At 52.6% G+C, this 19668-nt stretch carries 17 protein-coding genes; 6 read left to right on the top strand and 11 right to left on the bottom strand.

What is annotated here, in order from left to right; translation table 11 throughout:
• The 3 genes from A1332_RS16810 to A1332_RS16800 form a co-directional block, all read left to right on the top strand.
• On the top strand, window positions 1–602 hold a 602-nt coding region (locus tag A1332_RS16810), incomplete at its 5' end, for a CsgG/HfaB family protein (RefSeq protein WP_064009596.1).
• A gap of 64 nt (window positions 603–666) precedes the next feature.
• A complete protein-coding gene (locus tag A1332_RS16805) occupies window positions 667–1050 on the top strand; it encodes a DUF4810 domain-containing protein (protein ID WP_231890341.1) in 384 nt (127 codons plus the stop codon).
• Window positions 1047–1673, top strand: a complete 627-nt coding sequence (locus A1332_RS16800; protein WP_064009594.1) for a DUF799 domain-containing protein — start codon at window positions 1047–1049, stop codon at window positions 1671–1673. The genes A1332_RS16805 and A1332_RS16800 overlap by 4 nt, the downstream gene beginning before the upstream one ends.
• A gap of 224 nt (window positions 1674–1897) precedes the next feature.
• On the opposite strand, the gene A1332_RS16795 is transcribed toward A1332_RS16800, so the two are convergent.
• On the bottom strand, window positions 1898–2617 hold the full coding sequence (locus A1332_RS16795) for a DUF2490 domain-containing protein (protein ID WP_064009593.1): 720 nt from the start codon (window positions 2615–2617) through the stop codon (window positions 1898–1900).
• 152 nt (window positions 2618–2769) lie between these two features.
• Window positions 2770–4416 (bottom strand): SulP family inorganic anion transporter, encoded by a 1647-nt coding sequence (locus A1332_RS16790; RefSeq protein ID WP_064009592.1) that lies wholly within the window; start codon window positions 4414–4416, stop codon window positions 2770–2772.
• 305 nt (window positions 4417–4721) lie between these two features.
• Here A1332_RS16790 and A1332_RS16785 point away from each other — a divergent pair, with 305 nt between their 5' ends.
• Window positions 4722–7283, top strand: coding sequence for a YbcC family protein (locus A1332_RS16785; protein ID WP_064009591.1), 2562 nt, complete (start codon window positions 4722–4724; stop codon window positions 7281–7283).
• Window positions 7280–9157, top strand: coding sequence for a proton-conducting transporter membrane subunit (locus A1332_RS16780; RefSeq protein WP_064009590.1), 1878 nt, complete (start codon window positions 7280–7282; stop codon window positions 9155–9157). The genes A1332_RS16785 and A1332_RS16780 overlap by 4 nt, the downstream gene beginning before the upstream one ends.
• Window positions 9158–9389: 232 nt before the next feature.
• Here A1332_RS16780 and A1332_RS16775 read toward each other — a convergent pair whose 3' ends face one another.
• From A1332_RS16775 to purM, 3 genes are all read right to left on the bottom strand, one after another.
• On the bottom strand, window positions 9390–9749 hold the full coding sequence (locus A1332_RS16775; RefSeq protein ID WP_064009589.1) for a hypothetical protein: 360 nt from the start codon (window positions 9747–9749) through the stop codon (window positions 9390–9392).
• 132 nt (window positions 9750–9881) lie between these two features.
• On the bottom strand, window positions 9882–10223 hold the full coding sequence (locus tag A1332_RS16770; protein ID WP_064009588.1) for a zinc ribbon domain-containing protein YjdM: 342 nt from the start codon (window positions 10221–10223) through the stop codon (window positions 9882–9884).
• Window positions 10224–10517: 294 nt separating this feature from the next.
• Window positions 10518–11561 carry a phosphoribosylformylglycinamidine cyclo-ligase gene (purM, locus tag A1332_RS16765; protein ID WP_064009587.1) on the bottom strand — a complete coding sequence of 348 codons (1044 nt, stop codon included), beginning with the start codon at window positions 11559–11561 and terminating at the stop codon, window positions 10518–10520.
• A gap of 81 nt (window positions 11562–11642) precedes the next feature.
• Here purM and A1332_RS16760 point away from each other — a divergent pair, with 81 nt between their 5' ends.
• The gene (locus tag A1332_RS16760; protein WP_231886471.1) at window positions 11643–12473 is read left to right on the top strand and encodes a DUF2066 domain-containing protein; all 831 of its coding nucleotides are present in this window, start codon (window positions 11643–11645) and stop codon (window positions 12471–12473) included.
• Here the strand turns inward: A1332_RS16760 and A1332_RS16755 are convergent.
• From A1332_RS16755 to A1332_RS16730, 6 genes are all read right to left on the bottom strand, one after another.
• On the bottom strand, window positions 12459–12959 hold the full coding sequence (locus A1332_RS16755; protein WP_064009585.1) for a hypothetical protein: 501 nt from the start codon (window positions 12957–12959) through the stop codon (window positions 12459–12461). The genes A1332_RS16760 and A1332_RS16755 overlap by 15 nt on opposite strands.
• Window positions 12960–12978: 19 nt before the next feature.
• Entirely contained in the window at window positions 12979–14346 is a 1368-nt protein-coding gene (locus A1332_RS16750) for a hypothetical protein (protein WP_064009584.1), read from the bottom strand.
• A 179-nt stretch (window positions 14347–14525) separates the two neighbouring features.
• Window positions 14526–15947, bottom strand: coding sequence for a nitrogen regulation protein NR(I) (ntrC, locus tag A1332_RS16745; RefSeq protein WP_064009583.1), 1422 nt, complete (start codon window positions 15945–15947; stop codon window positions 14526–14528).
• A complete protein-coding gene (gene glnL / locus A1332_RS16740; protein ID WP_020482512.1) occupies window positions 15934–16989 on the bottom strand; it encodes a nitrogen regulation protein NR(II) in 1056 nt (351 codons plus the stop codon). Before glnL ends, ntrC begins: the two co-directional genes overlap by 14 nt.
• A 559-nt stretch (window positions 16990–17548) precedes the next feature.
• A complete protein-coding gene (locus tag A1332_RS16735) occupies window positions 17549–18325 on the bottom strand; it encodes an exodeoxyribonuclease III (RefSeq protein ID WP_064009582.1) in 777 nt (258 codons plus the stop codon).
• 165 nt (window positions 18326–18490) lie between these two features.
• Entirely contained in the window at window positions 18491–19528 is a 1038-nt protein-coding gene (locus A1332_RS16730; protein ID WP_082879744.1) for an alpha/beta hydrolase, read from the bottom strand.
• Between the last annotated feature and the right edge of the window lie 140 nt (window positions 19529–19668).

Below are 19668 nucleotides of genomic sequence, written 5' to 3'. Positions count from 1 at the left end.
CAGATTTAGTTATAACTCCGCAGGTGACGTTCTCGCCGTTACCGGCCGCCAGTCGGATGACGATTGCCGTCTCGCGATTTACCAACGAATCGGTGTATGGCAGCGGGTTGTTTACCGACCAATCAGGGGACCGGATCGGCAAGCAAGCCGCTGATTTATTGTCTCGACATTTGATGGCAACTCAGCATTTCAATGTGGTTGAGCGCCAGGACATTAACAAGCTTAAATCGGAGGCCGAATTGATGGGCAAAACCGAGGCCGAGTTTAAGCAAAACCTGACGGGCGTCGATGCCTTGGTGATGGGCTCGGTGGTGGAGTTGGGCCGCGATACCACCGGCGGCGTATGGTTGGTTGGCAAGGAAAAGACTCAACGCGCCCGCGCCAGGGTAGTTCTGCGACTCGTAGATCCTAAATCCGGGGCGGTGTTTTACAGCCAGGAAGGTTCTGGAGAGGCGTCTATTTCAGCGTCCAGCACCTTGGGCTTTGGCGGTACGGCGGGTTTCGATTCAACGCTTGAAGGTAAGGCAATCGATGCTGCCATCGTCAATATGATCAACAACGTGGTGTCCACCTTGGATGCCCGTGGTAAAGCGCCGCAGTAAGCAAAACACTGAAAGGATTCTGCATATGTACTTAAGGTTTCGTAGGCGAATGACGGGGGGCTTCATGGTTTTGCTGTCAGCCGTGATGTTGGCCGGCTGCGCCCCGTCCGGACTCTTTTATTGGGGCGACTATGAAACCAGTCTGTTCGAGCGCTATGTGCAAAATAATCCTCAGCAGACTGATGCCTATTTGAGTCAAACCCTGCTCGAGGCGGAAAGACAACACAGAATGGTGCCGCCGGGTGTGTATGCCGATTATGGATTTTTGCTTTATACCCGGGGCGATAAAGCCGGCGCCATCGCAAACTTCCAAAAGGAGCGCGCTTTGTATCCGGAGTCGCAGGCTTTGATGAATAAATTGATTGAACGGATTGAGCAGAAGGACAAAGCGGCGACGGCCGCCCCCGCGCCAACTGTGGAGCAAGCGAACACTGGAGCGCAAAAATGAGAGTATTCGTGATCATTTTGCTGGCCTGCCTGATGCAAGCGTGTGCGGTACCGCGCCGGACCGATTTGGATGCCTTTTACGCCCATCAACCGCGCTCTATTTTGGTGGTGCCGGTGGCGAACGAGTCGCCGGAAGTGACGGCGAATTCGGTATTTATTACCAGCATCACTCAGCCCTTGGCCGAGCGCGGCTACTATGTGTTTCCCGTGTATTTAACGGATATGATTCTGCGCGATTTCGGACTGGTTGAAGCCGGTCATGTGCATCAACTGCCCGCAGAACGCTTTTACGAGCTGTTTGGTGCTGATGCCGTTTTATTGGTGACTATCAAAGATTGGAGCACCAAATACCTGGGGCTGGTGTCATCGGTGGTGGTGTCGATGGAGTATATTTTAAAAGACACCAAAACCGGCCAGGTGTTATGGAAAAACGATCAGGGCTATGTGCAGCAATCCGGCGGTGGCGATTTAATATCAATGGCTGTCTCGGCAGCGATTAACGCTTTGGTGACCGATTACTTGCCGCTAGCCAAGCAGGCTAATTTCTTGGCGTTTCAGCCGCCCAAAGGCTTGCCTGCTGGACCGTACCATCCGCAATTTCAGCAGGATAAAGATAGGTTCTAGCCCGTTTATATTATTAACCCGGCCCGTAAATATCGTCGCTCCCGCCTTCGCGGGAATGACGAATCCAGGACATTTAAGGGCCGGGTTAATAACGCGGTCCTTAAAGTTGCTGTGCCCTTGAGATTTCCGGAATTGGGAGCCGTTAGAGTGACTCGCGATTCCGGTGTCGTTTGCTCCCGTCTGTCGGGAGCGGCGATATTCAGGGGCTGGTGAAAACCGCCGAGTTAGAAATTAACAAACACCGATGCCATCCCCAAATGCCGCATGGTTGCCGAGCTGTGGTTGGCGTTGTCGACATACTGGTTCATATAGCCCAGTTCGGTTCTAAGGTTTTTGTTGAAGCTCCAGCCGAAACCGGCAAAGGCTCGGTTTTGATCGAAACCGGATTTGCCGCCAAAGGTGGTGGAATTGGCCCGGTAAAAGGCTTCATCCCAGGCGATCAGGCTCAAGCGCGGCTCGAACTCGAACGGGTGCAGGAATCTGATCATTTGCCGTGGGCGTTCGCGCACTTGGTCGCCGTTCAGAAAGTTGGTTTCCCACATAGTGCGGAACATAAACGTGCCAATTTCGGTTGGCAAAACATAGCGGAATGCCGGCCAAATGTCTTGTTGGAAGACATAAGATTTGTCGATGTTTTGGGTTGGTAGCCAGGTATAACCGGCCCAGATGGTGGCGTGGTCAGTCAAGGAGTAGCCTACTGCCGTGCGGACCATGCCCTGGTACCAATGGCTCCAGTCGCGATCAAAGCGGGATTGGCCTTCTAGCCAAATTCGCCCGTCTTTCAAGCTTGGATCGATAAAACTCATGCTGCCTTCGGCAACGGCTTGTAACCAGGTTCCAGAGTCCTCTGCCCGATCATCGGCTACTGCACCGGTAGACATTGCGGTTAGTAATAGGCAGCCTATAAACCGCAAACAAAATAGGTTTCCAGATAGCTTGTGCATAAAGTTTCCCCAAAATTTAAGCAAAAGTTGGCGTGTCTCCCTGCGTCACAGGGAGATGAAGGTCTGTTGTTGGTGTGGTTAAAACAAAGAGCTTACGGATGGCAAAGCGTCACTCTGGCGGTTCGACCGGTCGGAGTGACGGTGTTACCCGGTCAGAGCGCAATTTTGCGGCGAGCAGAGAGGTGGTGGTCGGAGTAACTCTCGTGATCGTCCAAGCCGACAATTTCGCAACGGCCGCCCGCTTGATTGTAGTCTTCGGCAAAATGGTGAATGAATTCCATCACGGTATGGTCGATCAAGTTGGCTTCGGTCAAGTCGAAAAACACCATTTTGCGCTCCGGAAAATCCGCCAATAAGCTTTTTAAGGTGATGAAGTTGGAGAATACGGCCGCCCCGGACACCTCAATGTGATAGGTGTCTGCATCGGCTTGGAGCACGTTAAACGCCATTGAAAACGCGTTGCGTAGTTTTAAACCACGGCTGACATGAATTGCCAGTTCCACCGCGATGCCTATCGCTACGCCTACCAACAAGTCGGTAGCCAAGACGCCGAGAATCGTGATGACGAACACCGCAAAATTGTCGACACCCACCGCCAGGGTTTTCGCAAACTCTTTCGGCGAGGCCAGACGGAAACCGGTGAAAACCAAGAGTGCCGCCAGTGCCGATAACGGGATTTCGTGAATCAGCTTGGGAAACAGCGCAACGAAGATCAGTAAAAACAAGCCGTGAAAGAAGTTGGCCCAGCCGGTTTTCGCGCCGTTATTGATGTTGGCGGAGCTGCGGACGATTTCGGCGATCATCGGCAAGCCACCCACCATCCCGGCAACGATATTGCCGATACCGACCGCAGTTAAATCGCGATTCAGGTTGGAGCTGCGTTTATACGGGTCGAGTTTATCCACCGCCGAAGCGCTCAACAAACTTTCCAGGCTACCGACCAACCAGATAGTTAACACTGCCAGCCAGAATTCGCCGGTAGCGATTTTGCCGAAGTCAGGCAGATAGAAGCCGGCAAGAAAATGTTCAGGTACAGCGACCAGAAATGAAGGACCGACGCTGAATTCATGATGGGGCAAAATCGCCGCATCCGGCAAAAACAAGTACTGGTGGATATGATCCAAATCAAAATACTGGCCCAAGGCTAAGCCCAGTAGTACCACCAGCAGCGGAGCGGGGATCATTTTCAAAGTGGGATGTTTGATCACCGACCAAAGTATCAATAACAACAAGCCTAGTAGGCCGATCAACGATACTTCCGGATTCATTTCCATCAACGAATGCGGGATCTCGGCGATGGTGCCCAACAAGGATTTAGCTTCCGGTTTAACGCCGAGTAAGGTGTGGATCTGCTTGGCCATGATGATAATACCGATGGCCGCCAGCATGCCGTGTACGACGGATGAGGGGAAAAAAGCGCTGAGCTTACCGGCCTTGAACACACCCAGCAGGACCTGCAAGACGCTGGCAATCACGATGGCGGCCAGCGTATACCGATAACCCGCCATCGCATCGCCTTGTCCCAGGGATTGCACCGCATCGACGATCACCACGATTAAGCCGGCGGCGGGACCGTTAATCGTCACGTAGGAACCACTCAATCGCGACACCAAAACGCCGCCGATTATCGCGGAAATGATGCCGGACATCGGTGGAAAACCCGATGCCATGGCAATGCCTAAGCACAGCGGCAGAGCAATTAAAAACACTAAAAAACCGGAAAGCAGGTCGCTACGCCAGTTTTCAATAAGACCCGGCAGCCCGGATTTTGGAACAATGCTTGAAGATGAGGTAGGCATGGGGTTTTCTCAAGAAGCTCAGGAAAACCTTAGTTCAGCGAGAAGTATGCCATTTTGAAAGTTATCGCGTCAGCTTAGGCATATCAAGACTTACCGGCGTAAATGCAGGCAAATTCAGTCGCCTTGGAACGGTTGAATAGCCAGATTCAACCAATTTGGTGGTTGATTTGCACCGCAATCACGCTGTCTTGGACCGGTTTTTGGGCTGGCAAGGCAGAGTTTCCGGCTTTGGCACGCGCTATGCAGAACAGTAGCTAAGAGACTGCTGGTATCAAGCGGTTTTATTAGCGAGGTTTAAGCTACAAATGTCCGATACTGCCCAACACACTGCCTTTGATTTGGATTTGGCGATAGCGCATATCGCCCATTGGCTACCCAGCCAAGGGCCGATCAAAGATTTCATTCATCACAACACCTTGCATGCCGTGCAGGACTATCCGTTTCACGACGGAGTGGCGGTGGCTGCTCAGGTATATGGCGCTAAAAGTTATCTGCCCCTGGCCGATTACCTGAAGCGCTATAACGAGCGCCGTATCAGCGATCAAGCCCTGGAATGGGCGATTGCTCAGGCCGATTGCGGTGTTTATCAAGAAGAGTCTTTGCGGGCATCGTTATTTGAGCCCGACGGTCACAGTCATTATCCGCCGCAGTCATTGGCTAACCACGGCATACGCAGCGCCTGGTTGAATCACCTGGAAATCGACTTGAACGGTATGGTACATCCGGTGATGTTCAGGTTGTTAAGTAATTTTCTCGATCAAGGCATTAGCCGCTGGGCGATGCCGAAACCGGACGAGCGGTTTTGGGATTGCGTGTTGCGGCTGGTGCAAAACAGCTTGTTGCCTTTGTATCCATTTCATCAGCCTGTAGTGAGGCAAATGCTGGATGCCGGCCCGGATCAAGTGATTTTAAATTGCCTGGGCAAAATCGTCGGCGATGAAACGTTATACGGGCAATATCTATTGGAAGTATTGCTGGCGCATCCCGGTTGGTCCGGGATGGTGCGGATTATCGAAATCCAGCCCAATGTGTTGCTGGCGCCACGGGCAATCTCCCTGAAAGAATTATTGGCCGTGGAACTGGCCTGCGAGCTGGCGTTTATCGATAAAAAGCACGGTCACACTTTTCTACAGATCGCGCAACTGCCGAATTTACACGAAATTCCGTTATTGGAGCGCGATGCGATTAATCCTAAAGTGCCGCTGAAAATGCGGGTGTGGCACGAGGCGATGGAGTGGTCGCTGCATTCCGAATTGCTACTGGCCTTACGTGAACAAGCACCTGTTGAGCAGATAGCCGAGCATGCGCCGAACGTGCAGGCGCTGTTCTGCATTGACGATAGAGAATGTTCGCTGCGGCGTTACTTGGAAGATATAGATTCGGGTATCGAAACTTTTGGCGCGCCGGGATTTTTTGGCATCGATTTTCTCTACCAAGGTTTGGACGATGCGTATCCGGTAGCGCAATGTCCGGTGGTGATTAAACCCAAGCATCTGATTCTGGAATCGACCGATAAACCGCAGCCTGACAAATCGGATAAGGGCGAATCGCTTTCGACCCTGCATTTTGGTGCGCATTCCATGCTGCGCGGTTGGCTGTATACGCAAACGCTGGGTTTGGCCTATGCCTTACGCCTGGGCTGGAGCGTGCTGCGCCCCGGCGGCCACTTGCCGGGTATCCAAAGTCTGAGCGAAGTGGAGGCACATGGTCATTTGCATCTGCTGCGTGAGAGCGAGGAACTCAACGAAGACGGCTACCTGCTGGGGTTTTCGTTGACGGAAATGGCTGATCGGGTGGGCGGCTTGCTGCGCAACATCGGGCTGACTAAACAGTTTGCGCCATTGATTGTAGTTGTCGCGCATGGCTCCAGCAGCGTGAACAATCCGCATTTCGCCGCTTACGACTGCGGTGCTTGCTCTGGTAAGCCCGGTGCGCCCAATGCGCGGGCCTTTGCCTGGATGGTCAACCATCCGCAGGTGCGGGAGATTTTGCGCGAGCACGGCATCGCAATTCCCGCCGGCACCCATTTTGTCCCGGCCTTGCACAATACCAGTCGCGACGAGATCAGTTATTTCGATCAACAGGACTTGGATAAAGCCGCGCGCCACGAACTGCACCGTTTTCAACACAGCATGCAACATGCTTTACAACGCAACGCGCGCGAACGCTGCCGCTGGTTCGAGTTGGGGCCAAAATCCCATGAAAACGCAGAAGCGCATCGGCACGTGGTGGCGCGGGCGTCGTCGATTTTCGAGCCGCGCCCGGAATTGAATCATTCCAATAATTTGTATTGCGTAGTCGGGCGGCGCAATTTAACCCGGCATTTATTCATGGATCGACGGGCGTTTTTGCAATCCTACGACCCCAATAGCGACCACGACGGCTCGATCTTGGTGAAGGTCTTGTCGGCGGTGATTCCGGTATGCGGCGGTATCAATCTGGAATACCTGTTTTCGCGTATCGACAATTCGGTCTACGGCGCCGGCACCAAACTGCCGCATAACGTCATCGGCTTGTTGGGCGTGGCCAACGGCGTGGAGGGTGATTTGCGCACCGGCTTGCCGTCGCAAATGATAGAGGTGCACGAGCCGGCGCGCTTGCTGATGGTGGTGGAACAAACCACAGTGATTGCCGATCAGGCCATTGCGATGCTGGGCGGCTGGCGGGAATGGTTGGATAACGAGTGGATACGGCTGGTGGCCTGCGATCCGGTAAGCCGCGAGTTGTATTTATACAGCAGCAAAGGCTGGACAGTCGCGGAACTAGCCGCCGGCAGACCGCTACCAGTTGCCAGCTGCTCGGAAAAAATCATCGTCGGACAAACCCGGACCATTCCGGTCCACGAATTGGAAAGGAGACAGGGATGAGTGTTTTATTATTGGCATGCGTATTATTGCCGTTAATCGGCTTTTTGCTGATTTTCTTCAGCCCGGACCATGAACACCGGATCGCCGAGATCAGCCTGTGGATGACCCGAATCAAGGGTGTCGCGGTGCTGGGTTTGCTGGTGGCGTGGGCGGCCCATGGCTTTGCTAACTTTGAATATCAATGGCTGGTGTTATATCAACACGACGATTACCAGTTTCCCTTGCTATTTTTTCTCGATAGAGTCGGCGCCGCTTATTTGTTTGTGGTGTGGGCGGTGTTCTCGGCGATTGTTAAATATTGCCGAGTTTATTTGCACCGGGAAGCGGGATACAAACGCTTCTTTCAGGCTATTTTTGGGTTTGCGTTTGGCTTGAACCTGATCGTGCTGTCCGGCAGTATCGATATGCTGTTTGCTGGCTGGGAGATCGTCGGGATTTCCTCATTCCTGCTGATCGCCTTTTATCGGCATCGGCCCCAACCGGTGCGCAACGCCTTGCGTGCTTACACCATCTACCGCTTTTGCGATGTGGGCTTGCTGGTCGGCACCTGGATGAGTCATTTGTTGTTTCACGAAAGTCAGCATTTTAGCCAGTTGTTGACCATGTTCGATCCCGACAATATTCCGCCAGCCGGCTACGCATCCTTGTCGATTTTATCCTGGCTGATTATTTTGGCTGCCTCGGGTAAGTCGGCGCAATTTCCGTTCAGCTTCTGGCTGCCCCGCGCGATGGAAGGGCCGACACCTTCCAGCGCGATTTTCTATGGTGCCTTATCGATTCATCTGGGCGTATTTCTGTTGCTGCGGACCATGCCGATCTGGAGTTATCACTATCTGCCGCGCTTGATCGTGCTGAGTATCGGCGTCTTGACAGTGTGTGTGGCTACCTTGGCCGAGAAAACCCAATCCAATATCAAAGGGCAGGTGGCTTATGCTTCCATCGCTCAGGTAGGGATTATGTTCGTCGAGCTGGCTTTGGGCCTGGAAGGCTTGGTGCTGCTGCACTTTATGGGCAATGCCTTTTTGCGCTGCTATCAATTGCTGGTGTCACCGTCCATCGTTGCCCATTTGCTGCGGGTGGAAGGCAATGTCGATAGTGATTTTTACATCAAAAACAACGAACAACTGACGTTTTTGCCGGCGTCGATTCGCAACTCCTTGCCGGATGTATTGCAAAACACCTTGTATGTGTTTGCCTTGCAGGAAGGGCAGTTGGAGTTGTTGGTGAAGAAGATTTTCTGGGAGCCCCTGAAAAACGTTGGCCGACAACTGAACGCGGTGAGCCTGTGGGTCAAAATTTTAGCGGGCCTCGCAATGTTGTTAATCATCGCCATTGCGGCGTCCGGGGTCAGCAGCGTGGCCAGAATCTATCTATCCATGCCGATCTCGTTGGCGATGGCGGTGGTGTCGTTAAGCGCGTTTAGCAATAAGCGCAGCCCGTTTCAGGTTTGGCACAGCGTGGCCTTGAGCAGTATCTTGGCCGGCGTGGCGGTTTGGTTGATGGTGCCTTCAGCCTGGTCCGATGTGGCCTTGTTCTTCAGCGGCATCATTCCCTCGTGGGCCTTGGGTGTTCTGGCGCTCAGCGTATTGTTGAGGCATTACAATTTTGCAGATGAACCCTTCGTGTTTCGCGCTTTCGCCGAAACCCGGCCCGGTTGGTCGCTGATGCTGTTTTTGAGCTTTTTGGGCTTGGTCGGCTTCCCAATTACGCCGGCATTTCTAGGTGAGGACTTGTTGCTGTCGCATGCCAGCAGTCAGCACCCCTGGTTTGCGGCGCCGATCACCGTGTCGTTTGTGATCAATGGCATTGCCATCGCGAGGGTCTATTTGAGGCTTTGTATGGGGCGGCCGGTTGAACTGCGGGGCGCGGTTTAAGGTTTATTGTTCTTGATTTGGACCCGCAAAGTGCTCGACCGGAAGTTGCTTGTCGGTCTTTATGTTTGAACGACTGGATTGCCATTTCTACACCGCAATCCGTGTAGCCTCGGTTAGCGAAGCGTAACCGAGGAAAAAATATCAATGCCTGGTGAAACTCATCATTCCCGCGATTACGCTTCGCTAATCGCGGCTGCGCGGGATGTTGGCGCGTTTCTCCTGTTTAAACGCCTCATTCCGCTAACAATGCCGCGATGGCCGATTTGGCATTGCACTGGGCAGTTGCTTCCGCGATCTGCGCCGCATTCAATTGGTGTTTGATCGCGTTCTCGCCATTAAACGTAAACGCTTGGTAGTCCTTTTTTGCAAAGGTAACGATTGCGCATTTTTTCCACGGCGAATTTTCAAACGGCAATTTTCCGGCATCTGGAGCTAATGGCTCTAGGCCTTCCGAACTGGGCGCATAGATTAAAAACTCACCTTTCATTGCCAGTACCGCACGGTATTGGTTCGCAGTAGTGAAATATAGATAACCGACTTCGATTTCGGCTTCGTTCAATCCGGCATTTTTGTTTTTCTTGGGCTTTTTCATACAAATTCGGTAGTGAGCAGGACGGGGTGTACACGCCGTCCTGAATGTTTTGGCAATGCTGAGAGGTAAGGTGAAACGTTTGGAGCGGGTTAAATAAGCCGCCGCGCCCCGGCATTGCATTGGGCTTGTAGATTAGGCCTTTTTCACAAACTCCGATTTCAATTTCATCGCGCCGATGCCGTCGATTTTGCAGTCGATGTCGTGGTCGCCGTCTACCAAACGGATGTTTTTGACGCGAGTGCCGACCTTAACGACCAGTGACGAGCCTTTCACTTTCAGGTCTTTAATCACCGTGACGGTATCGCCGTCTTGCAGCAGGTTGCCGTTGGCATCTTTGATGATTTTAGTATCGTCGCCGCTGTCAGTGGCGGCATCGGCCGACCATTCGTGGGCGCAATCCGGGCAAATATTCATATTGCCGTCGTTATAGGTGTATTCCGAGCCGCATTTTGGGCAGTTGGGTAGATCGCTCATGGTTGTTCCGTTTGATTGAGAAGCTGCGAGACAGCTTGGTTGATATAAAGGGACCTCTAAAAATCCTCTTCACTGGCGAAGTTATCGTAAAAGCGCCCTCTCCTCGCGTACCCACCGGGCATAAAGGAGAGGGTTGGGGTGAGGGGAATAGATACTCGTTTATATCCCCTCATCCTAGCCTTCTCCCTGAGTGAGAAGGGACTGTTCTACGACGATTGCTCAGGAGAAGGTTTCTTTGGTTTTTTAGAGGTAATACCATGCCTGCTTACAGACATGGTGGTGTTATGGAAAAAATCAGGAATAGACGACGTGCGGTTTGCCGGCGCCGGCGACAATCTCGCCGATGCTGAACGCGGTTTCGCCTTGTTGTTTCAATATATCCAGCGTAGCGGCCTCGTCTTCTGCCGCAACGCAGACGATCATGCCGATGCCGCAGTTGAAGGTGACCAGCATGTCGGCTAATTCGACATTGCCTTGCTGTTGCAGCCAGACGAAAATCTCCGGCAACTGCCAAGCGGACAGCTGGACATTGGCGTTCAGGCCGTTAGGCAATACGCGCGGCAGGTTTTCGGTGATGCCGCCGCCGGTGATATGGGCCATCGCATGCACCGGCACGGTTTTCAGCAGTTCCAGCAAGGGTTTGACGTAGATGCGGGTTGGGGTCAGCAGGGTCTCGCCGAGCGGCTTGCCGTTGACACTATCGGTCCAAGCCAGGCCGCTGCGAGCGACGATTTTGCGTATCAAGGAGTAGCCGTTGGAGTGTGGGCCGGAAGAGGCCAGCGCGATGAGTTTGTCGCCGGCCTGCACTTGACTGCCGTCGATGATGCGTTCCTTTTCGACGATGCCGACGCAAAAGCCGGCCAAGTCGTAATCGCCATCCGCGTACATGCCGGGCATTTCCGCAGTTTCGCCGCCGACCAGCGCCGCGCCGGCTTGTTCGCAGCCTTTGCCTATGCCTTCGATTACGCTGGCGGCGGTATCGACTTCCAGTTTGCCGGTGGCGAAATAATCCAGGAAAAACAAAGGTTCGGCGCCCTGGACGATGATGTCGTTAACGCACATGGCCACCAAGTCGATACCGACGCTGTTGTGGATGTTTAAATCCAGTGCCAGTTTCAATTTGGTGCCGACGCCGTCAGTGCCGGATACTAATACCGGGTGTTTGTAACGGTCCAGCGGTAATTCGAACAGCGAACCGAAGCCGCCTAAACCGGCCATGACGCCCGCATTACGGGTTTTGGCCGCGATGGGTTTGATGCGTTCGACTAAAGCGTTGCCGGCTTCAATATCGACGCCCGCGCTCTTATAATTCAGGCGGTCTTGTTGTTGTTCGCTCAATGTCAGTCTCTCGTTAAAGTTAAGGTTGAAACGACCGATATTGTACTATAGTTCCCATTAATGCACTGTCAGGGTAGGCTTGTGGTCAATGTTGTTATGAAGGGTAAGTCCGGGTTTTTAAGGCTGTGTTTGTGGGGATTGCTGTGCAATTGCCCATTAGCGGAGGCCGTCGAAGTAAAAGGCTTGTATGAGATCGAGCTGATCGCCAACAGCCAGTCCGCCGAGGATAGGACGCAAGCGATCAAGCAAGCCATGTACGCGGTACTCAGCCGGGTATTGGTATCCGAGGATATTTCCAAAATTCCGGTGGTGCAGCAAGCTTTGTCCAGTGCGCAAAACTACGTTAAACAATCGCAATTTTCCTTGATTTCCGCCGACGAACTGCCTGACACCGACGCGCGTTTGCTGAGAGTGCAGTTTGATGAAGACCAATTGATGGAAGTCATGCGCAAAAGCCAGGTGGGCATTTGGAGCGAGATCAGACCGGAAACCTTGGTTTGGCTGGTGGTCGACGATGAAGAAGGACGACGGTTTTACAACGCCGACAGCATGCCGGAATTGGAAAGCGCGTTGGCGTTTGCTTCTAAAATTAAAGGCGTACCGATGATATTCCCAATGCTGGATTTGGAGGAACAGCAAAAGATTTCGCTGAGCGAGGTGCTGGGTGCTGATTCCCGTAATTTGTTGGCTGTATCTGCCCGCTATGAAGTAACGTCGGTAATGGCAGGCCGCATCGCCAAGAAAGGCGATTGCTGGCAGGGTGAATGGGCGTTTTATTTTGACGGTAAAATCAAGCAATGGAGCGGGGCTTGTTTGCCTTTGAAGGCGGCAGCGGTTGCGGGTGTGCAAGGCGCTTACGATGTGCTGTCCAATTATTACGGGGTTAAACCGGAATCCTCAGCCGCCCACTAAGCTGTAGATGCCGTAAGCGCCGCCATAGGTGGTTAGAAAATAAAATAAAGACACCACCAGACTGGCCGGTGTATTGACTTGCAATACGTCTTTAAATATTCGCGCGATAATCGCCATGTCCCACATTAAAAATAACGCCAAGGTTGCATAACTGGGCGTATCTTCCGCCACGGTCACCCAAAACACGATAGGAATCAGAAAGATCGCGACGACATTTTCACAAAACAAAATGGCCGACGCGACTTGTATGAAGGTATAAAAGGTTTTATTCAGTACTAACACCAGTGCAATAAAGCCCAGAGTTAGCAAGGTCTCCAGCAACACCTCGAAGATCGAGTCAATGTCGTCAGACATGTTGAATTGAATAAAAAACACGGCGATAAAATAAAAAATCGCATTGTTTTTAAAAAAACGTGTCGATCTGGGCAGGTCCAAGACCGAGACATTGAACCAGCACAGCGGGAAATAATGTCTGAAGATTTCCATCACGATGCACGCTACTTAATCAGTTTTCCTCTGAGTCGGCATAAGAATACGCGTCGTATTGACTGCGATATTCCGGTTGTTGACTATGACTGAACTGGTCGTTCAAAGCTTGTACCAGATCTTTGCTTTGCTCGATAAGACTGTTCAGCTTTTTGCGGTTTTTCTTGGTTTTACCGACCGGGTCGGTGATAGGCATTAAAATTCGCCAGAAGCTCAAGCTTTTTTCAAACAATCCCGCCAAATCTTCGCTGAGATTTAACTGTTTTTGCCGCTTGTGCAATTGCTTGATCAGGAATTTGGCATGCACCCGGCTGACGACTATATGTAGCGGCGTCAACACGCCGATCAACACCGCGAGAATGGCGGGGCCTATCAGTGGATCGATCAGTAATTCTAGGATGCCCACGGCGATTTCCGCAAATAACATCAACATCACCACAAAACCCAAAACGATCAAGGTGGAGGCGTTGCATCTATCCTTCCAGGTGGTCAAGGCTTCTTCCACTTCCGGGAAAATGGTGTCGTCAATTGCGCGGATGCTGCTCTCCAACGTACCCAGAATTCGGTAGGAGCGATCGTTATTTATATTGTTAAAGCGCTGATCGAACAGCGAGGTATCGCCGGACTGCGACAACACGATGAATTGGCCGGTGTGGATGCCCAGTTCGGCCAGACGGCGTTGCCAGGACGCGGCGATTTCCTGGCTTTTCAGCGCATCGATAGTTATTTCGGAATGATCGATGACGAAGATAAATTTGTTGGCATCCTGGTGAGCAACGATCTCTGCCAGGGTGTCCTTGGTCAAATCGGCATCGGCTTCGAATAAGTCGTTAAACACCAGTACCAGGTCGGAGATACCTATTACGTATTTCCGAAGTAGGCCGGACACCGGATTTTCCGCCGCCGGATTTAATACCGGAGTGTCGATCAACAACTTATTTTTCAATTTGCCGCTATTGACGGTAACCAGTTCCAGATAACTGTTCAGCTTGCTGCCTTCGCCGTTAGCGACCAAATCGATTTGACGGCTGATCTGATAGAAAGGCAAGCGATGGTCGGCGTCCAATGCGGTACCGGGCAGGGTGGCGGTATTGGTTTGCGGCGTATATTGCAGGACGGTGAATTTATGGCGGGCGGTGTGCAGTTGTACGCCCAGGTAACGATTGACAAAGTCTGATTTGGCGGGCGAGTAACCGCCCAAGGTGCTGACGATTGGCCACCAGCTGGTTTTGCGCGCGGTGGTTTCGTCGTTATCTATCAAGCCCAGTTCAAACTCGATTTCATCGAGATCCTGAAATATCTTGGCGGTTTTTTGCAAAACCGGATCGTTCGCCGCGAACTGTCGTTCAAGATTGCTCAGGTGTTTACTTACCGTTTTATCCGCCATTAGATATAAACCTTCTCTGCTTGTTATTGAGGTTAATCAGACGGCGGGAGTATACACCGATGGCATTTAAACGGATAAAAAAACCTGCCGGTTTTTGCCCGCCAAGATGCCTCAGCAAACGGCTATCCCGGACACCCTGCCTAGCGGGAAATGCCGGCTTACAGCAGCGGCGGCCGCTATTATTCTTTAATGTCCAGCTCCTTGATTTTGCGGGTCAAGGTGTTGCGGCCATAGCCCAGCAACAGCGCCGCTTCGTGTTTGCGGCCGTGGGTATGATTCAAGGCCGCCTCGATTAACAGGGTTTCCAAGGTGGGGATGGCCTGTTTGGCAATGTCCACTTTACCGGTCGATAACTGTTGCTTGACCCAATTTTTAAACTGGCTTTCCCAATCTCCGGGCGTACTATCGGCCGATCCGGAATCGGCGCTATTGTGGGTCAATTCCGGCGGCAAATCTTCCAGATGAATTTCCCGGCCGGAGGCCATCACCGTCAGCCAGCGGCAGATATTCTCCAATTGGCGCACATTACCCGGCCACTTCAAGCCGCTTAAAAATGCCTCGGTTTCCGGTTTTAACAGTTTGATCTCGGTATTCAGCTCCTTCGCGCTTTGATACAAATAATGCCGCATCAACAAACCAATGTCCTGGCGGCGTTCGCGCAATGGCGGGATATGAATCCGGATCACGTTCAGACGGTGAAACAAATCTTCCCGAAACCGGCCTTGCGCCACCAGCGCTTCCAAATCCTGATGGGTGGCGGCGATGATGCGCACGTTTACTCTTACCGAGGTGTGTGCACCCACCGGATAAAACTCGTTGTCTGCCAATACCCGCAGCAAGCGGGTTTGCAATTCGGCCGGCATATCGCCGATTTCATCTAAAAACAGCGTGCCGTTGTTGGCTTGCTCAAACCGGCCGATCCGTCTTGCTTGGGCACCGGTAAACGCGCCTTTTTCATGGCCGAAGAGTTCCGATTCCATCAAGTCCTTGGGGATGGCCGCCATGTTCAGGGCTATGAACGGCTGGTCCGCTCGCGGACTGTGGCGATGCAGGGCTTTGGCGACCAGTTCCTTACCTGTACCCGACTCGCCGTTAATCAGTACGGTGATGTGCGAGCGCGCCAGACGGCCTATCGCCCGAAACACTTCTTGCATGGCGGGCGCTTCGCCAATGATTTCCGGGGTTTCCTCTACGGTAGGCGGTGCTTGCACAATGTCGCTTTGCCGTTGTTTGCTGTGCGCGCAGGCGCGCTGCACGGTTTCGACCACTTCGGTGACGTCGAAGGGTTTGGGCAGATATTCGAACGCCCCGCCGTGAAACGCCGACACCGCGCTTTCCAGGTCGGAATGTGCGGTCATTACGATCACCGGTAAATCCGGATAACTGTTTTGAATGTTGCGCAACAACTCGAAGCCGTCCATGCCCGGCATGCGAATATCGGTGATCAGCACTTGCGGTAGCCCGCCGGGCAGCGATTTAAGCAATTCGTTGGCGCTGGCGAAGCTTTGCGTATGCACGCCGGCTTTTTGCAAGGCTTTTTCAAGTACCCAGCGGATGGATTTGTCATCATCGACAATCCAGACCTTGTCAGGTATTTGCATGATTCGTCTCCAAAGGTAGGTAGATGGAAAATACGGTATTGCCCGGCTCGCTCTCGCATTCGATCAGGCCATTGTGTTGGTTGATCAAAGATTGAGCAATCGACAGGCCAAGCCCGGTGCCCTCGGCGCGGCCGGTGATCATCGGATAGAAAATCTGTCCCATCAGCTCGGGTTTGATGCCGGGACCGTTATCTATAATGTCGATTTTGACGGTCAGCTTGTAGCGTTTGCGACCTATGGTCATATGCCGTTGCACCCGGGTTTTCATGGTAATCACACCGTGGTTCTGCACGGCTTGCACGGCATTCCGGACGATATTCAGAATGGCTTGGATCAGCTGATTTTTGTCGGCGAAAATCTCCGGGATACTCGGATCGTAATTGGTATGCAGCATAATGCCGTGGGCGGCTTCAACTGTGACCAGATGCCGGACGCGTTCCAGTACTTCGTGAATATTCAGCTGGCTTTTATGCGCGGGTTTGTTGGGGCCGAGCATTTTGTCCATCAGATCCTGCAAGCGGTCGGATTCGGCGATAATGATTTGCGTATATTCCTTTAATTCAGGATCCTGCAATTCCAGGTCCAGCAATTGCGCCGCGCCGCGCAGACCGCCTAGCGGATTCTTGATTTCATGCGCCAAGCCACGCACCAGCATGCGGCTGGTGTTTTGCTGGGCCAGCAATTGTTCTTCCTTGGTAATGCGTAAATGCCGGTCTACCTGTTGCAGTTCGATCAGGATTTCGCTTAATTTTCCATCCTCTAGCAACGGCGTGGCGCTAAGGTTAACCGTAATCGATTGGCTAAGCCGTTCTAGGATTAATTCTCTATCGACCAGCGGCTCCAGCAAATACAAGCGCGGTAACAAATCGTTAAATAGGGTGTTATGCGCGGTTTTGAAAAGTTTGTGCGCCGTTTGGCCGAGCAAGTGTTTAGCGCTGTCGGCAAGCAGCATCTCGCCGGCGGGGTTGATATAGGTCAGACGCAAGTCCTTGTCGAACAACAGGATTGCTTCGTTTAAATGATCCAGTATCTTTTTGTGCACGGGTTAATTTAAGTTTTAAGGGTTATAGTGGACAAGCAATTTGTACGCCAAGCCTAAAGTTGCCTTATTGCCCCATTTGCCTAGTAAAAAGCAGTTTCATTGCGCTATTGTGGTGCGTGCGCCCGAATTGATGTCTCATGTTAGTGCAAAGGTGGGCGCGAAGCGGTTTTTTATAGCTATCCTGGCTTTACGCCTTATTCCTTCGCATAGGGTCAATAGCGATTATGGCCGCGAAGGAGTTTGGAAATCCCTTCGGTAAACACGGATACTCTGCTACGCGCTAAATGTGCGCACAAAGTTGGTGCAAATTAGTTTGCTGTGAAGCAGGGCAGCGTTTTGGTGTGATAGTGATCCAGTCGGACCCATTTTGCTATTCGCCCGCCCATCAAATAGGTAAATAGGCTGGCTGGTGGTCTTGGGTCGTGAGCTTTTTTTCTGGGTATTTCCCTATCGATGACAAACTTTGATCTGATTTGGTGCGCTTGGCAGGATGGGTACCCAGGCTGGTGCGTGAATCGAATAGCATTTCCGCTAATTCGGCGCGTTTGTCGACTAGCGGCTAGTAAGCGTAATCGACGATCAATGGCGCATGGTCGCTAAAGCGTTGCTCTTTAAAAATGCTGGTGGCGCGCGCCGTGCCGGCAATGCCGGGCGTGGCGACTTGATAATCGATGCGCCAGCCGACATTCTTGGCCCAAGCCTGACCGCGGTTACTCCACCAGGTGTAGCAGGCATCCGTAGCGTCTGGGTGTAGGCTGCGATAGACGTCCACCCAGCCTAACTCATCGTATACCTGCGTCATCCAGGCTCGTTCCGCCGGTAAAAAACCGGAGTTTTTCTGGTTGCCGCGCCAGTTTTTCAAGTCGGCTGCCTGGTGGGCGATGTTCCAGTCGCCGCAAATCACTACTTCCCGGCCGCTGGCTTTCAGTTCGGCAAGATGCGGGTAGAAGCGTTCCATTACGCTGTATTTGACGTTTTGCCGCTCCTCGCTGCTGGAGCCGGACGGTAGATACAAGGAAATTACCGATAGATTACCGACCTGCACTTCCAGGTAGCGGCCCTCGCTATCGATGTCGGCATGCCCCAAACCTTCAATTACTTTATCGGCCGGCTGTCTGCTGTAGATGCCTACGCCGCTGTAGCCCTTCTTTTCGGCATAATGAAAATAGCCGTGCAGGCCGTTCGGTGTCAGCATCTCGGCTGTCATATCGCCGGCCTGGGCTTTAAGTTCTTGTAGGCAGACGAAGTCTGGATTTTGGGTGTCTAACCAGTCGTAAAAACCTTTTCTGGTTGCCGAACGAATGCCGTTTAGATTGGCGGAGATGATACGGAGCATGGATAGTGGTTGGGATTTATGGGTTCCCGCCTGCGCGGGAGCGACAATATTCAAGGGCCAGGTTAATAATTACGTCGCAGTTTAACAGTTCCAAACGCCATCGCCCCAACCGCGCTTGCGGTCGCTTGATCGAGATTCCGCGCGCGTCTGCCAGTGAAAAGGCTTTTAGCCTTTACTTAACAATTGCCGGGCGCGGCTATCCGCACCCGAAGGCAATTGTTTCGGGCCGGATTTGATCCAGGCAGCTATGTCTTGCCAGGCGGTGGGGGCTTGTAGATCGCGGAGCAGCATGTGATAACCGTTTTGGTAAATGGCCACGGTTTTTTCTGCTGTATCGGTGGTCAGCATTTGCTGCAAGAAAGCATAAGTGGGCTCCTTGGGGATGACTTCGTCTTTCTCGCCGTAAAGCATCAGCGTATGCGCCCGCAGCGAGCCGGCGCTGTCGAACGCAGTGTCCATCAGGTTGGTTAAGCCGTATACCGTTTCCACGCGGGTGGCTTTGATGACCATCGGATCGCGGCCCATCGCCCGCAGCATATCGATATTATCCGAAGGCATAATCTCCAGTCCGCTGCCGGTCAAGGTCAGCCAGGGCATGCTATGCGCCAGCGTCCAGAGTAAACTGGTTTGATACCACGGCATGGTCGATCTGGCCCATAGCGCCGGCGCGGCGAGGATGATGCCGGCGACGTCCGGCATATCTTCCTGCTGCACGGCGGTAATCACAATCGCGCCGCCCATGCTTTCGCCCAGCAGATAAATGGGTTTGTTCGGGTAGCGTTGTTTCAGCAGCCGGGTTAACTGTTTTAAATCCTGCGCGTAAGCCTCGCTGCCCGCCCACAGCCCGCGCTGCGGCGCTGCGCCGAAACCGCGTTGGTCGTAAGCGAAACAGGCGATGCCGAGTTTGCTGAAATAGTTGCCCGGCGCATCGAAAAAGTGGCTGTAATCGTTAAAACCGTGCAGCGCGATTATCAACGCATTGGGTTCTGCATCCGGCAGCCAGCGGCGCAGCGGTAGACTAGCACCGTCTTCGGTTAGAAAAGAATTGTCGCCCAGCTGTGCGGTGTTGGTTTTGGCGCCGGGCGGATAACTCATCGGCATGCAGCCGCTCAACGAGAGCAACAGTAATACGCCGGCCAACGGCAGCATGCGTTTTCGATACGGTCTGCGAGCGTTCGCTATTTTCAAAACAAGATTGTTCATCGCTAACACATTATTTCAGTATTGAATTTCCCAAAATATCCCCGCATAGGATGCGCAAAGCGGAAGATTGTTCCAGTCAAACTTATCTTAGCTGACGCGGGCGAGTGGCTTTATGACAATTCGGGAATGGCTAGTTTCCT

The sequence above is a fragment of the Methylomonas methanica genome (genome assembly GCF_001644035.1).
Classification (GTDB): domain Bacteria; phylum Pseudomonadota; class Gammaproteobacteria; order Methylococcales; family Methylomonadaceae; genus Methylomonas; species Methylomonas methanica_A.
Note: the sequence above shows the minus strand (reverse complement) of the source record. Positions and strands in the feature narration are given on the sequence as shown.